The organism is Plantactinospora sp. ZYX-F-223 (assembly GCF_039649625.1).
Classification (GTDB): domain Bacteria; phylum Actinomycetota; class Actinomycetes; order Mycobacteriales; family Micromonosporaceae; genus Plantactinospora.
In genome coordinates, this window is record NZ_JBDJAV010000035.1 from 69941 (window position 1) to 84318 (window position 14378).

Below are 14378 nucleotides of genomic sequence, written 5' to 3' on the forward strand. Positions count from 1 at the left end.
TGCCACCTGTTCCCTCACTCCCGCGGCCGCGACACCCGGTCTGCGTCGTCGTCCGGCGCCGGCGAGGCTCCGCGTACGACCCGGGCACCGGGACCCTCTGGAACTCCGTGTTGGGCCGCCCTGCCGTACAGGCGGTACCGCGACAGATCCGGCCAGTACCTTGGGTGCGGAGTCGGGCCGACCGGCAGACCGATGCCGGCCGGCCATCAGCTCCGGACGGGTGCGGGCGATGTCGGTACCACCCGCCGCGCCCGCCGGCGTTGGACCACGCCGAGGACCAGGTCGATGACGAGGAACGCGCCGAGGGTGACACCGAGCATCGGCAACGCCCAGCCCACCGCGACCGCGATCGCAAGCACGACGATCACCGCCAGCGGATGCGCCTGCCGCCAGGCGCCACGACCGGGCGGGGCGCCCAGCGGCGCACGCCGGTCGGCGCGGGTGGGGCGGCGCTGCCACCACATCCGGTACCCCCACACGATCACGCACAGCAGCCCGACGGCGAGCGCGGCCAGCAGGATCTGGTTGACGATCCCGAACAGGAAACCCATGTGGAACGCAACGCCCAGCTTGGACAGCTGCGCCAGCAGCGGCCAGTCGGCGAAGTCGGAGCGCGCCACGATGCTGCCGGTGGCCGGGTCGACGGCAACGCGGTCCCAGCCGTACGGCCAGGAGGGGTCGTCCTGCGCCACCACCCACGCCGTGCCCGGCCCTGCGGGCGGCGAGACAATCACCTTCCCGTCCACGCCAGCCTCGCGGGCGATCAACGCGACCCTGTCGACATCGGTCGGGTCGAGATCTCCGGTCGTCGTGCCGCCGCCGTGATGCCCGCCGCTGTCGGCGCCAGCAGCCGGGGCGGCGCCGGGCAGAGCGGTCTCCAGGGTGGGGCTGTGCGCGTTGAGCTCGTTCTGGACGATGTCGAAATTCCCGCCGGCATAGCGCGACCACGTCAACCCGGTCGCGGATAGCGCAAGCAGCCCGATCGCGAGCCAAATCCCGGTGGCCGCGTGCCAGCTGCGGGTACGGCGCACACCTGGATTCGCGGCAAGGTCGGGCAGGACGGTGCGACGCAGCTTGCGTCGGCCGGTCCACTGCCGGCGCAGCCATAGGACCAGGCCACCCAGGACGACCACCCACAGCCAACTCGCCGCCAGCTCGGAATAGTGCCGCCCCACCACACCCAGGTGCAGGTTGCGGTGCAGGTCGTCCAGCCACGTCATCAGCGGGGTCTCCCCGAACCAGGTGGTCAGGGTGCCGCGCACCTCGTTCGTGTACGGGTCCACGTACACCGTGTGCTGCTTCTCTCCCAGGTGCGGCAGGTTGAAGACCACCTTCGTGGTGTCGGTCGCCGCCACCGGCGGGATCACCGACGCCAGGTCACCGTCTGGATGGGCGGCGCGGGCCGCGACTACCTGCTCGGCCAGCGGGCGGGCGGGTGCGCCGCCTGCGTCGACGCGCAACTCGGGTCCGTAGACCAGGGTGTCCAGTTGTGGTGTGAACACGAACGCCAGGCCGGTCAGCGCGGCCACGACCAGGAACGGCGCGATCAGGACTCCGGCGTAGAAGTGCAGCCGCAGCACCAGCGGTCCGATCGACCGCCGGCGCGCGGCCGGTGCACCCGGCGGCGCGCTGGCGGCGGGCGGTGCGATCGGGGTTTCCGGCTCCGATGACGGTGTCGCGGTAGTCGACACGAGGGCCTCCAGGAGGTTGGCGGTCAGATGGTCCAGACGGTGCCGCGGGCTTCGTACTCCAGTACGCCTTCGGTACGGGTGGCCACGTCGGCGCTCACCTCTCGCCGCACCAGGTGCAGGGCAAGCTCCAGGCCGGACGTGATGCCTGCGGCCGTCACCAGATCGCCGTCGTCGACGACCCGAGCGTTCTTCACCAGCCCGCCACGCGCGGCCAGCTCGGCCTTCGCGCCTCCATGGGTGGTGCACGGCCGGCCGGTGGTGAGGCCCGCGGCGGCAAGGATGATCGCGCCGGTGCACAGCGATGCGATCGTCAGCCCCGGACGTCGGGCGGCAGCCAGCTTGCGCGGCAGATCACCCTTGTTGATCTCGGGCCAGATACCCGGTTCCTCCGGCCGGCCGAAACCACCGCCGGGCACCACGAGGAGGTCAGCGGTCTCGGGGGACCAGCCCCGCTCCACCGCCACCCTCGTGCCGAACGCCGCCGTCACCGTACGCGGCCGCCCGCCGGTCACGTAGCAGACCTGGATCTCGCCACCGGACAGACGACCGGCCAGCGAGAAGACCTCGTACGGTCCGGCGAAGTCCTGTTCCTCCACGCCGTCGAACATCACGATCTGCACCCGCAACGGCCCCGACGCCCGGGCCATCCCTGGGCCGGCGGCCATTCCCGCGCCAGCCGCCACCGCGCCGACCCCGACCATGAAACGTCTGCGTTCCACCAGCCCACCCTCTCCAGCCGTCACGACACACCAGGGAGATAGTCGGCGGAAACACCAGTCTGGTTCCGCACGTTCCATAGAAGATCGTCAGCATGAAGTGCGGTGTTCACTTGGACGTCGATCGCGGAGATGGAGGGCATGGTCGCGCTCGTGACGCTAGCCGGGTGCGGCGTGCGACCGGACCCGGTCCCCCGCCCGGTCGAGCCCTCAGCAGGTGGGTTTCCGCCCGTGACGGCACCCACCGCATCGCCGACCGGTGCGGTGGGCGAGCGGCTCCACTACGTCCGCGACGACCGGCTCGTCGTCGTGACCCGCCAGGTCCCGACCCCCTCCGCACCGGCAGCGCTCCTGGAGGCCCTGCTCGCCGGCCCCTCCGAGCAGGAACGCGAGTTAGGCGTGGGCGTGGCTGGTCAAGGGGTGGTTGATGTCGACGAGGTACTGGCCGCGACCCGGCGTACCCAGCAACGGATCCGGTTGCTGCCAGCCCGGGTCGTGGTGTACCTGCTGCTGGCCGGCTGCTGGTTCGCTGATCTCGGCTACCGACAGGTGGGGTCGAAACTCGTCGCCGGTCTGCCCGCCCTACCCGTCACCGCCCCGTCCGGCAGCGCCCGGCGGCAGGCCCGGCAACGACTCGGCCCGGCACCGTCCTCACCGTCGCCGAGCGCAGCGATCCTACGGTGACTTCTTGCGACCGCGGCAGTCACGGCTGCCAGACCATCGTCTGCTGGTGGAGTTGCCTGCCGCCCTGCCTGGCACCGGGGACCAATGGAGTCGGACCATGTTTGGCGAAGCCGACGCGTTCGAAGAACCGCACCGCACGCGTGTTCTCGGCCAAGGTCTGCAGATAGCACCCGGATGAGCCGGTCTGGATGAGTCGATCGAACCATCGCTTCATCAGGCCGTCGGCTGCGCCGGTTCCCCGCGCCAGGGGCGTCACGTTGATGTGCAGATGGGCCGGCCAACGGGCATCGTCGAAGCCCCTTGCGGTGGGCTTTCGCCGGATCGCGGCCGACGCCATGTCGACCATGCCGCGAGCGAAGAAGGCCGCGGGCTTGGGTCGGAATACCAGCCGATACTTCACGATCGCCTTCTCCATGCGCTTTTTCTCGCTGGGAAAGGTCGAGCTGTCTAGGCACCCTGCCAGGTAGCCGACGAGATGGCCACCGGTCACGGCGACAAACAACGAGTCTGGTTCCTGGCTCATGTACGGTTCCAGGTACATGGTGGCCTCCGACGCTTCGTGCCCCCACAACAAGGAAGACGGAGAGCCCTCGCCCGCCCGGCCGAACAGCTCACGCAGCGCGGCGCGGTCAGTTTCCGCGAAGCTACGGATTTCGATCATCTCTAGCCACTCCCCGACACCCGTCCAGCTGGTCCGACCAGTCTGCCACGGCCATGACCAGGGGTTTCCGAAGGCGATCTTACGGGATCTGCCGCTGCCGGGATCCACTGCGAGCGTGAGCGCCAGTTCCTCGACGAGGTACGGGAGCGGATCTTCCCCGGCGGTTCGGGATACCGCTCAGTCCAGTGGCCAGCTACCGAACGTGATCGCCTTTGGGTTGACGAGCACGTACAGACGGCGGCATGAGTAGCCCTGTGTCATCCATGAAGGAGTGGGGTCGATACCGACCGGGGTCGCCCGGAAACGCGGTCAACCAAGCGAAATCTGTGCGATTCGCGTCCTGCCGGACAGACTATCGCCGACCGCCGTTCACTCGGGCCTGGCCACGGTCATGGTGACGCCGGCCAGACATCGTATGTATCACCGGTATATGTGGTTGTGTATCATGATCGTTTATGGTCTCCACCGTAACATCTGCAATATGCTCCGGCCGGAGTTCGTCCATTCGAAATTCGCAGAAGCGTGCGACGCAATCTGAATCAGCCACGTCCTTACGGAGAGGAGAGCTTGATAGATGCGTGAACCCGGCCACCTTTTCAGCTTCACCGTTATTGCCGCACCCGTCAGACCGACGGTGGTGGTCCGTTGAAGCTGCGCGAGCGCGTCCCCAAGATTGGGCCCACCCGCGAGGTTCCCACGCTCCAGACCCTTGAGCGCGTCACTCCCCTATTACGGACCGTTGGAGTATCCCGGGTCGCCGACATCACGTGGCTGGACCGCATCGGCATTCCCGTCTACAACGCCATCGTGCCGCGATCCCATGACCTGCTCTCGGTCTATAACGGCAAGGGACGCACCCACGACGACGCAAAGGCATCGGCGATTATGGAGGCGGTGGAGCGTTTCGCGGCCTGGCAGCCCAGGACGGCAGATCGCATCGCCTCGTACACCGATCTGGACGCCACCGGGCAGCCGGTGCTGAACCCCGCGGACCACAACCTCGCGCCAGGCCACGCATACCGTCCGGACGTGCCGATCTCGTGGACGCAAGGCTACGACCTGCTACGCGATGAGCCGGTCTACGTGCCGCTCTGCCTGGCCGGCTATTACATCCGCTTCCACGAGGTCCAGTGCTTCGCCATCAATACCAGTAACGGGCTGGCATCGGGCAACTCGCTCGAGGAGGCCATCTGCCACGCTCTCTGCGAGGTCATCGAACGCGATGCCCTGACGTTGGCGGATCTGGTCAGCAACCGCCTCACCCACATGATGCGGAACAAGCTCGGCGCGTCCACACCTTCGGGCGCGGTGACCTCGCTGGAGGACAGCACCCCAAGTGTGGATCTGACAACTCTTCCCGAGTCGGCACGCTGGTTCGCCGAGCGGATCCAGGGGGCGGGAATATCGCTGATCATCAGAGACATCACCTCCTCGGTAGGAATTCCGACCTTTGCCGCCGTGGTCAGCGAGTCTTTGGCCGAGACCTTTTCTCCCAGTCACTCCGGGTACGGGACGCATCCCGACGCCGAAGTCGCGGTCATCCGAGCGCTGACCGAACTCGCCCAGAGCCGGGCCGTGGACATCCAGGGGATGCGCGAGGACATCAGTCTGCCCACGGCCGAGGTCGACAACTGGAGCCACCACGTATCCCGCGGTGGGAAGGTGGACCCCTCGGTGTGGCCATGGCGGGAGTCCGATTCACCGGTGCGCTTCGGCGATGTGCGTAGCTTCCCGAACGACGACGTCATGGCCGACATCCGGCTGATGCTCGGACGGCTGCGGGACGAGGGACTGGAGAGGGTGATCGTGGTCGACCGCACGCCGCCGGGCTTCCCGGTGCACGTGGTCCGGGTGATCGTTCCAGGGCTCGAGTCCTGGGCGATCGATCAGAGCAGGCTCGGTCAGCGGGCGAACGCACGCTGGAACGAGGCGCTGAAGCTGGTGGCGAAGCCGCGTGAACGGGCGACCCAGACTGCCGGAGCCGGACGATGACCCGCGCCGTCGTCTTCGCCGGGCCCAGCATCGACGCGGCCACGATCGCCGAACTCGCGCCGGTGGAAGTGCGCCCTCCGGTCAAGCGTGGGGACATCGACATCCTGCTCGCCGAGCCGGAACCGCCAACCCACATCGGCATCGTGGACGGCCAGTTCCTGCAGGGGCTGATGATCTCCCCCAAGGAGGTACTACGGGCCATTGACCGGCATCCTGAGCCGGTGCAGGTGTTCGGTTCCTCAAGCATGGGGGCTCTGCGCGCTGCCGAACTGGCCACGGAGGGCATGGTGGGGGTCGGACAGGTCTTCGAGCTGTACCGGTCAGGCACGATCGACGCCGACGACGAGGTGGCGATCACCTTCGACCCGGATTCGCTGCGCGCCCTGTGCGAGCCGATGGTCAACATTCGGGTAGCGATCGCCGCGGCGGTGGACGGCGGAGTGATCTCCTCGGATAGCGCCGCGACCCTGCTGACGGCGGCCAAGGCGCTCTACTTCCCAGACCGCACCTATGCCGGGATTCTGCGGCTACCGGTCGTGCGGGAGGAGCTCAGCGACACGGAGTTGGTGGCGTTACGGGAGTTCCTCGACACGGATGCCCCGGACGCCAAGCGCGACGACGCCATGGCCATGCTTCGCCGAATGGACCTCCACTAGCCGTCGAAGGGCTCTCCGGCGGTCATGCGGGCCATCGCCCGTCGCGGGCCGCCGGACCAAGTCCTCGTTCGGCACATTATACGGGGAGCACAATGTTGACTTTGGAGAATTCGGGCGCGGACTCGCGAGATGTTTTCCTGCGTTGCCCACAGCAGATGACGATGGAGATCGTGACCGAAACGCCGCTGCTTCAGCACGGTCTCACCGAGTTGCTGAGAAAGGTGCCAAATTTTTTTGTGTACGACGGCCGCCCGTCCGTCACCGCGCCCCCGCTTCTCGCCGGGGAGGCGTCGCACACCACGATTCTGATCACCGACGCCAGTAACGACTTCCCCGACACGTTGGTCTCGTCCATCCTTGACGAGCGGCCCGGCTCGAAGATCGTCGTCCTGACCGATTCCGCCGATCATCTCTTCCTGTGGAAGGTGCTCACCTCGGGCGTGCATGCCTGTCTCGCCAAGGGCGTGCAACTGGACGAACTGGTCTGCGTCATTCACGCTGTGCACCGGAAGGAGGATCGCTTCATCCTCTCGGCCCCCATCGGCGAGCTACGCAAGCTGCGGCCGGCCACAGCGGCCCCTGGTCCGTTGACGAACCGGGAAATTGAGATCATGCGGCTGGTGGCCGCGGGCATGAGCAATCGGCGTATCTCCGAGCAGCTGTTCATCACCGAGACGACGGTCAAGCGACACTTGACGAATGTCTACGCCAAGCTCGACGTCACGTCACGCGTCCAGGCTATCCGGAAGGCGTTCGGTCGCGGCCTGCTCGAGCTGGGGACAGGCGGCAACCGGCGCGCCGGACCTCCAGAGTGAACCTTTTTCAACCTCCCCGTGCGGTCCGACGGACCGCACGGTCGGACGCGGTGCGTACGCGCCGCGCGGTCCAGGTTGAAAAGGTTCAGTGAATCGTTTCCACCATGATCGTGATGGTCCTGGCGAGCGGCGCGTTTCCGCGCCGGTATCGTTGCCCTCGGTCTCGCCTTGCTGCCCGCCACCATGACCACACGGGTAGGACGTGAACGACTACCCGGGTTGACGGGCTCAGCCGAAGGCCCGGCCGAGGGTCATGAGACCGTCGTAGGCGCTGTTGCCCTCCGCAGCGGCCTCCAACTCGAAGACGCTCACCGAGGTTGGCGGGTACCCGATCAGCTCGACGGCTCGGCTCACCCGTGCCGGGCCGTCCATGTATTCGGCTCCGTCCCACAGGTAGACCGCGCCCCACACCTGGCGGTCGGGGTTGGCGAACCACATCTTCAGCCGCATCCCCGGTAGCTGGGAGTACGCCTCGACGGCGTAATCACGGAGGTAACCGCGCAGGTCCTCGACGGAGACGTTCGACTTGCTCAGATCCCAGAGAACGAACTGCAGGTACATCCTGGAAGGCTCCTTGATCACGAGGGCTTCTCACGGAAACGGGTGGGGGTGCGGATTGATGTCCGAGGGCTCCAGGCGTCGCCCGCGATATCCGAGCCGGTGCGGTATCTCGTAGAGCCGAGGTATCCCGTCCACGCGGCGCAGGGCGTGGCCAAAGGTCATCGGCAGAGTTCCGGGGATGATCACCTTGGCGCAGGAGAGCCCTTGTACGCGTTGTTCGGGCGTGGTCTGGTCGACGACGATCACGTCCATGCCCTCGTCGAGATAGCGACGGATCAGTTCCTGGAGGTCGTCGCGGAGATCGGCGTTCCGGAACCCCTCGGGCTGTCTCATCTCGGAGAAGGTCACGGAACGCGACGAGCACATCAGGAAGTCGAAGCGCGCAAAGGCGGCACGCGTGCCGTACAGCAGCGAGTGGTGTGCCATCTCCGTCACCAGCGACGCGTCCTGCACCATCCGTTCGGCGTGGTCCCGCTGTCCCGGGTAGCGGCGCACGAGGTCGACCAGTATCGACCCCAGTTCGCTCAACGCGTTCTCGGCCGCGGTTTCCGGATCAAGGTGGCAGCCGGCGGCGCAGACCACCTTGGGTCGTTCGTCGTCGTCGGACGGGTCCACCGCCATCGCCCAGACGCAGGGAACGCCCTGTTCAAGGGTGATGTCGAAAGCCTTGACCGTATAGCCGGTCTCCGCCTCGATTGCCTCGGCGATCAGGGGAACCATCCGGCGGCGAGAAGAGCGCAGGTCGATCGACGGCACCGTCATACGGGCGTACCACGTCATCAGGAACGCGTCCCGCTCGGCGATCTCGAGAATGCCGTGAAGTATCGCCTCTTCCAGACATCCGCCCAGCGCGCAGCCGTTGGAGATCTCGTACACGAAGGGCGCCGGTTCGTTGTCGGAGCGATGGATGCGGTAGTAGGCGTAGGCCTCGGGCACCAGGATTGGTTCATCGCGCCGAAACGACTGTCCCCACACCCAGCGGTACCGTTGGTCGACGTCGAACGGTCGGTAGCGGAATCCCTCGATGCGATAGCGGTCCGGTGGATACAGGCCGAGTTCCCTGGGGTCCAGGGCTCGATCGCGCAGATCGGCGTAACTGCCGTGCACCGTCGTCCGCTTGCCTCCGGGCTGCATTCCGCCGTGCCGCTCCAGCGCCTCCAAGATCGAGACCAGCTCGCTGGACCGGTAGCTGCGGGTCCGTCCGTAGCCGCCCTCCGTCGCGCCGTCCCACAGTCCCATCCAGGCCGCCGCCACCACCGAACCCGCGTTGTTGTCCCGGGCCAGCAGTCTGATGAGCCCGCACTCGGGGTCCACGTAGGTGGCGACCAGCGAATCCTGGTGCTCGGCCAGTGTCCGGGTCCGGTAGCGGTCGGGGGCGCTCTTCCCGCGGGGTTGCAGCACGATTCCGGCCGCCGCGGCGCTGTCTTCCGGGAGGTCCGCGCAGACCAGGCAGGTCGGATCGGGCAGGAACGGGTGGCGGGTCACCTCCAGGGTCTTCAGATCGAGACAGATCAGAGCGCATCGTGTCCGCGGCGCGGACGGATCCCGGTTCAGCCGCGCGATCTCGTCGTTGACGAGCGCGGCGACGACATCGGCGGCCAGGCCGGTGAGCCACGCGGAGGCCCGGGTACTCAACATCGGGCGGTTCTCGGCGATCACGGCCTCATGGGCGCGGGAATGCAGGCGGTTGCGCCGGCGCCGCAGTTCCGCACAGTCCACGCAGCCAGGCTCACCCGCGCGTTCCAGGGGCCCGATCACCACCCGGCCCAGCTCCGTGTATACCGGCAGCCAGGACAGCCGCCGTTCGGTGCTCGCGGCGCGTACCGCCGCACGGTCGCCGATGTCCCAGGCGTCGGTCGCGGTCACGACGACGGTCTCGGCGGTCGCCGACGCGGTGCCGCCCGGTATCCCTCCGGCAGCCCCGGCAACAGGGCGGCACTCGGCCGTTCCGATCACGTCGCCGGGCCGGCCGATGCCGCGGGCGATGGCGTCGGCGAGGGTGCCCGTACCGAACAGTCTGACCTCAACCACGGGCCACCACCATGTGCACGGTGTTGGGCATCACCGCGTTCACTTCCGGATCGTGGTCGAGCGGTACGACCACAGGCTCCCGGCCGTGTGCCGTCAGGATGGCCACGACGGCGTCGAGGTCCAGCGGATCGGAGCCGGATTTCCGGCGGGCCTCGCCGCGCGAGGACGCGGGCGCGGGAATCGACGGCGTGGGAATCGACGGCGCGGGAATCGATGGTGGCGCGTAGGCGGGCTGGCCGTGCAGCAACGACTGGTAGGACACGACCGCCTCGGCAAGGGCGTCGCGAAGCGCCTCGGCCATCGACAGACCGCTGGCGCAACCCCGCGCCTCGCGGCCTACCCAGCAGAACACGGTCGGCACCGAGAGCGTTCCCGTGATGTCCTGAACGACGACCTCCTCGGGCACGGCCGCCAGGATCCCGCGGTAGCGCGTCCCGACCGGATCAAGGGGAACGGCGTCCATGTCGATTCGGGGAAACGGTCGCCGGGCTGCGGTCATCTCGCCGAGGGTCAACCGCCTGACCTGCGCGAGGGTGCCGGCCGTCACGGCCTCCTGCCAACTGTACGCCGAGGCAATCCCGGGCGGGAGCGGTCGAGCTCGATGGGCCGGGCGCAGCGCCGGGAAGGCCCGCGACACCGGCACGAGGCGAATCCGGCCGTCGGTGAGCGTGCAGCCCTGCAGGTAGCCGGCACGCAAACGGTCGTCGAGCAGGGCCAGATCCGGGTCCACGTCCGGAGCGAAGACCGGCTCGTGGTCGATGCCGACCAGCCGGCGCGGGTCGAGCATGAGCGACCCGTAGGCCGAGAACGCGTTGAGCCCGGCGGCGAGGCGGGCGGAAGCGAAGTCCAGGCCGGTGCCGAAGACGCGTAGTGGGTCGGGGCACTGACCGGACAGCCCTACCGGATCCGACACCTCAATCTGGCACACGTGCAGGGGAAGCTGGCCGAGGTCGCCTTCCACGGGTCGCCCGAAGACCCCCAGCCGATCGTCCATGCAGCGGGCGGCGCGCCGGGAGAAGGTCTCCTGGTCGAGGGGCGCGGCGGCGCGGCGTTCCTCGATGCGCCCGAGTAGCGACGCGGCGGTCGGCGCCTCGGCCTCCGCTTCGAAGGGATGCGGCACGGCGGCGTGGACCGCACTGCTGAGGGTGGTCTGGTCGAGACGCACAATCCCCGCCGGTTCCGGCCGGGCCGCTCCGGTAACCGTTCGGAACGCCCGGAACACCAGTTGGGCGGCGGCAACGGAGCGGGCCGCGCTGCCCGCCTGCTCCCGCCAGGCCGCTCCATCGACGGCGGCGTGGCGCGCGAGGCGCCGACGCGCGACGGACGGCCATCGCGCGCCGGCTCCCGCGCGTGGGCCGGAGGACAGGAACCAGACGGTGTCCTCCAGCAGAAGCGCCTGCAGGAGGTCGGTGTGCGAGGCCGCGCAGACCTGTTCCAGCAGCCGCACCTGGTCGACCGTCGGGCGGTCGCGGACGTGCAGGACGAGGCCCGCGCCGTGCAGCGCCGCCGCAATGGCGTCCGCGTCCGCTTCGGCGTCCAGTGGGGTACGGCTGATGTGCTGCCCCGGGTCGCGGCGGCCACGCTCGGCCTCGGTCAGCATGACGTCCCATCCGACCTCTTTCCGCGTCACCATGCGAACCTGTGCCAGTCCCGAGCGGAGTGCGGCAGCGGCCACGGCGGGCACCAGATCCGCCTGCCCGACCACCGCGACCGTCTCGGCGCGGTAGTCCTGGAACGTCTGGAGGGCGGAGTCTGTGAGGTAGCTGAGGAAGGAGATTTCATTGTGGTAGCCGTCGACCTGCTCAGGACTTCCGGACGGCGCCTGGCCATCTGGGGTGATCGCACCCTTCGCGATGAGCACGCCGATCAGCTGCCGCACCATGTCCCGCCGCTGGCCGGTCAGGTTCGCGGTCAGGTCGGTCAGGGAGTAGCGGCCATCCAGATAGGGCGCCAGCCGGGCCAGCAGGGGATGTGCCGATTCGCCGCCCACGATGACCGGACCCTCGTAGGTCAGCAGGTACAGCCCGCCTTCCGAGCTGGTGTAGTAGGTGTCGGGACGCAACAGTAGGCCCATCGTCTCCGGTCTTCCGTTCATCGCGTGGCGGGGCGGCTGCCGAGCAGGAATTCGCCCACGGCGCTCTCGGCCGTGTAGCCGACGCCCGTCACCTCGTTGAGCGTCTCGCGATCGCCGCCGCCGAGCCCGCAGGCAGCCAGTCCCATGGCCGTGGCGGCGAGGTACATCGTCTGGTAGAGCACGCCGACGTGTTTGAGAACCAGCGAGTACGGCATCTGCTCGTAGGTCCATGCCAGCCGCCCGAAACGAGCCGCCACGACGATCAGTACCTGCGGGATCAACTGTTCGAACGTGCCGCGGCGGGCCGCGGCGATCAGCCGGGCCATGCCAGGCCCGGGGCCCTGGACCAGCCGGAGCGCGTGGTCGTGATCGTCGTAGTGGTACACCCCGGCCGGTAGCCCAGAGGCCAGGCGTACGACGGGATACAACTCCAGTTCGTACACTGACCCGCCGGACGGATACGGCCGACCGAGTTGCCGCTCGCCCTCGGGACCGGAGTCGACCCGCATCCGCGCGCACCGGTAGAGGAACTCACCGAGCTGTTCCAGCGTGATCGGCGCGTCATCGTCATGGGCACGGATGGAGCGGCGATCCTCCATGACCGCGGCGAGCGGAGGATCGAGGCGCCGCAGCCGCTCCAGGTCGGGGGTGGGCAGTGTGACGACAGGTCCTGGATAGGGCTCGTGCCGGGCGGGCAACGGTTCGAACAGTCCATCGGCCCAGCGGGTGCGGCCGTACCCGCTGCCCAGCCGGTCCCGGTGCCCGATCCGACTGCGCTGGTGAAACCACAGCTCATGAGCGCTCCACTGGCGGAGGTGGAACGCCTCGTCCTCGGCGCCGGCCGCGGGTACCGCCAGTCCGCACCGGTAGAGGTCGTGCAGGAACCTGTCGGCGAGAACCCGCGACGCCTCTGCCGGACCGATCAGCGTGGGCGTCTCCCCCGTCAGCAGGGCGAACAATGCGGGGTCATGGACGTGGACCCGGGCCCCGGCCAGTGGCGACTCGATGACCAGGTCCCGCCCGTCTCGTTCCCGGTGCACGACCGCGAACCGCGACAGCAGGAGGGCGTCGGGCATCGGCGGCGACGCGGTGGCCGGTCGCCTGGTCGGCTCGATGCTGTACGACCGTCCTGCCTCCCGGCCGACCTCGATTTGCAGCCATCCTCCCGCGCGCAGCGCCGCCAGGAAGCCGGCGGCATCTCCCTGCACCGCCAGTTCCCGGGCCGGACACGGTACCGTGGCGAGCTGTTGGAGAAGGTCGCGCTTCCACGTCTCTGCGGCGCCGAACGTCTCGGCCCGAGAGCCGGCCAGCAGTTGCAGCCGGCCATCCTCGCTGATCACGCTGTAGACGCCGGAAACCAGCGAGAGGCGTTCGGTGATCGCTGCGGTTTCCAACGACTCGATCATCGCGCCGCCTCCGCGCCAGCCATCGACGGGTCGGCGAGAGTCCTGATCAGCTCCACCGCCGACATTCCGTGCGCCTGCTCCACCGCACAAGCGGCCAGGTGGCACAGCAGGAACCGTTCGACCGGGCTGACGCCCAGCCGGGTCAGGTGCAGGTAGGTGTAGTTGAGCACCAGTTTGTAGCTCAGGAACCACTCGGTGGCCTCGGTCTGCTCCTGCCAGGCGCTGCTGGCGAACAGTTCCCGATGGAACGGACTGACCTGCGTCAGGTCGACGATGTTGGCGCCGGGCGGCGGGGCCTTCTCCGTCAGCAGCCCGGAGCCGACCAGCCGACTGGCCCGATCCCGGTACGGATGGAGGGCGTCGAGCCAGTCACGGACGTACGGTACGGCCGACGTCGCGCCGTCCAGCTCGGAGACCAGGGCCCGAAGGCGTCCGCCCAGGGCCGAGGCACTGCGGCGGTAGTGCTCGTCCCAGGCGCCGCGCAGGCCCTCGCCCTCCGGGAATCCGTGCAGGAACGCCTCGGCGTGCGAGCGGAAGGAGATGCTTCCGCGGGCGAGCCCGACCCCCGACAGGGAGTGCGCCGTGGCGATCATGAGATTGAACGCGATCCCCAGCCGCTGTGCGCCGGAGGCGATGTCCTCGGTCATCCGGAAGGCGAGCTCGGTGGTGTCCGAGTAGAAATCCGCCAGTAGACCGGCGGATGTCGCCTCGGACGGCGGGGGGTCCGCTTCGGTGGTGAACTGGATTGAGTTGTCCGGATACCACGGGAGCAGGTCCCCGCTCTCCGACTCCAGCTCGGCCAGGCGCCGGTGCATCGGCAGGTGTTCCTGCGGATCCAGTCGGACGGCGGAGGGCGACTCGGCCAGGAAGCGACCGACCAGCTCCTCGACCGCCGGACGGACGAGCGTTTCCAGTACGTCCTGCTCGCAGCGGACGTAGAGCCGCACGTGCGGACCGCGGATCCAGTGCCGCAGGTAGTAGACGGACTCGACCTGGCCGCCGAGCCGCCGCGCCACCGGACGGATCGCGTCCAGGATGAGCCGATCCTTCTCCTCGGCGTGGTAGTAAATCTGAAAACAGTGCCATCGCAT

The 14378-nt window shown here is 68.4% G+C and carries 11 protein-coding genes and 1 pseudogene; 4 read left to right on the plus strand and 8 right to left on the minus strand.

The annotated features are described in order from the left end of the window. Positions 1–206 precede the first annotated feature (206 nt). Together AAH979_RS30155 and AAH979_RS30160 are read right to left on the minus strand one after the other, a co-directional pair. The gene (locus tag AAH979_RS30155; protein ID WP_346261523.1) at positions 207–1691 is read right to left on the minus strand and encodes a PepSY domain-containing protein; all 1485 of its coding nucleotides are present in this window, start codon (positions 1689–1691) and stop codon (positions 207–209) included. A 23-nt stretch (positions 1692–1714) separates the two neighbouring features. Beyond that, entirely contained in the window at positions 1715–2410 is a 696-nt protein-coding gene (locus AAH979_RS30160; protein ID WP_346261524.1) for a DJ-1/PfpI family protein, read from the minus strand. A gap of 426 nt (positions 2411–2836) precedes the next feature. Between AAH979_RS30160 and AAH979_RS30165 the strand changes: the two are divergent. After that, a pseudogene (locus AAH979_RS30165) lies at positions 2837–3088 on the plus strand (transposase domain-containing protein); the annotation flags it as partial. A gap of 22 nt (positions 3089–3110) precedes the next feature. On the opposite strand, the gene AAH979_RS30170 reads toward AAH979_RS30165, so the two are convergent. After that, the gene (locus AAH979_RS30170) at positions 3111–3752 is read right to left on the minus strand and encodes a GNAT family N-acetyltransferase (RefSeq protein WP_346261525.1); all 642 of its coding nucleotides are present in this window, start codon (positions 3750–3752) and stop codon (positions 3111–3113) included. Between the two features lie 645 nt (positions 3753–4397). On the opposite strand from AAH979_RS30170, the gene AAH979_RS30175 reads away from it, so the two are divergent. The 3 genes from AAH979_RS30175 to AAH979_RS30185 all read left to right on the plus strand — a co-directional run bounded on the left by AAH979_RS30175 (position 4398) and on the right by AAH979_RS30185 (position 7215). Beyond that, complete coding sequence (locus tag AAH979_RS30175; protein WP_346261526.1) at positions 4398–5744, plus strand: YcaO-like family protein; 1347 nt, start codon at positions 4398–4400, stop codon at positions 5742–5744. Next, complete coding sequence (locus AAH979_RS30180; protein ID WP_346261527.1) at positions 5741–6400, plus strand: TfuA-like protein; 660 nt, start codon at positions 5741–5743, stop codon at positions 6398–6400. Before AAH979_RS30175 ends, AAH979_RS30180 begins: the two co-directional genes overlap by 4 nt. Before the next feature lie 161 nt (positions 6401–6561). Then, complete coding sequence (locus tag AAH979_RS30185) at positions 6562–7215, plus strand: response regulator transcription factor (protein WP_346261528.1); 654 nt, start codon at positions 6562–6564, stop codon at positions 7213–7215. A 228-nt stretch (positions 7216–7443) separates the two neighbouring features. Here AAH979_RS30185 and AAH979_RS30190 read toward each other — a convergent pair whose 3' ends face one another. From AAH979_RS30190 to AAH979_RS30210, 5 genes are all read right to left on the minus strand, one after another. After that, positions 7444–7776: a hypothetical protein gene (locus tag AAH979_RS30190; protein WP_346261529.1), complete on the minus strand. Its 333-nt coding sequence runs from the start codon at positions 7774–7776 to the stop codon at positions 7444–7446. A gap of 30 nt (positions 7777–7806) precedes the next feature. Beyond that, entirely contained in the window at positions 7807–9642 is a 1836-nt protein-coding gene (locus tag AAH979_RS30195) for a TOMM precursor leader peptide-binding protein (protein WP_346261530.1), read from the minus strand. A gap of 157 nt (positions 9643–9799) precedes the next feature. Beyond that, positions 9800–11881, minus strand: a complete 2082-nt coding sequence (locus tag AAH979_RS30200; RefSeq protein ID WP_346261531.1) for a YcaO-like family protein — start codon at positions 11879–11881, stop codon at positions 9800–9802. 17 nt (positions 11882–11898) lie between these two features. Then, positions 11899–13287, minus strand: coding sequence for a SagB family peptide dehydrogenase (locus AAH979_RS30205; RefSeq protein WP_346261532.1), 1389 nt, complete (start codon positions 13285–13287; stop codon positions 11899–11901). Further along, entirely contained in the window at positions 13284–14378 is a 1095-nt protein-coding gene (locus tag AAH979_RS30210) for a thiopeptide maturation pyridine synthase (protein ID WP_346261533.1), read from the minus strand. Before AAH979_RS30210 ends, AAH979_RS30205 begins: the two co-directional genes overlap by 4 nt.

What these genes read in the sequence shown, in the direction of transcription:
- AAH979_RS30170 (WP_346261525.1), bottom strand. Translation starts at nt 3,752, where the DNA reads ATGATCGAAATCCGTAGCTTCGCGGAAACTGACCGCGCCGCGCTGCGT.
- AAH979_RS30180 (WP_346261527.1), top strand. Translation starts at nt 5,741, where the DNA reads ATGACCCGCGCCGTCGTCTTCGCCGGGCCCAGCATCGACGCGGCCACG.
- AAH979_RS30185 (WP_346261528.1), top strand. Translation starts at nt 6,562, where the DNA reads ATGGAGATCGTGACCGAAACGCCGCTGCTTCAGCACGGTCTCACCGAG.
- AAH979_RS30190 (WP_346261529.1), bottom strand. Translation starts at nt 7,776, where the DNA reads ATGTACCTGCAGTTCGTTCTCTGGGATCTGAGCAAGTCGAACGTCTCC.
- AAH979_RS30200 (WP_346261531.1), bottom strand. Translation starts at nt 11,881, where the DNA reads ATGGGCCTACTGTTGCGTCCCGACACCTACTACACCAGCTCGGAAGGC.
- AAH979_RS30205 (WP_346261532.1), bottom strand. Translation starts at nt 13,287, where the DNA reads ATGATCGAGTCGTTGGAAACCGCAGCGATCACCGAACGCCTCTCGCTG.
- AAH979_RS30210 (WP_346261533.1), bottom strand. Translation starts at nt 14,378, where the DNA reads ATGCGATGGCACTGTTTTCAGATTTACTACCACGCCGAGGAGAAGGAT.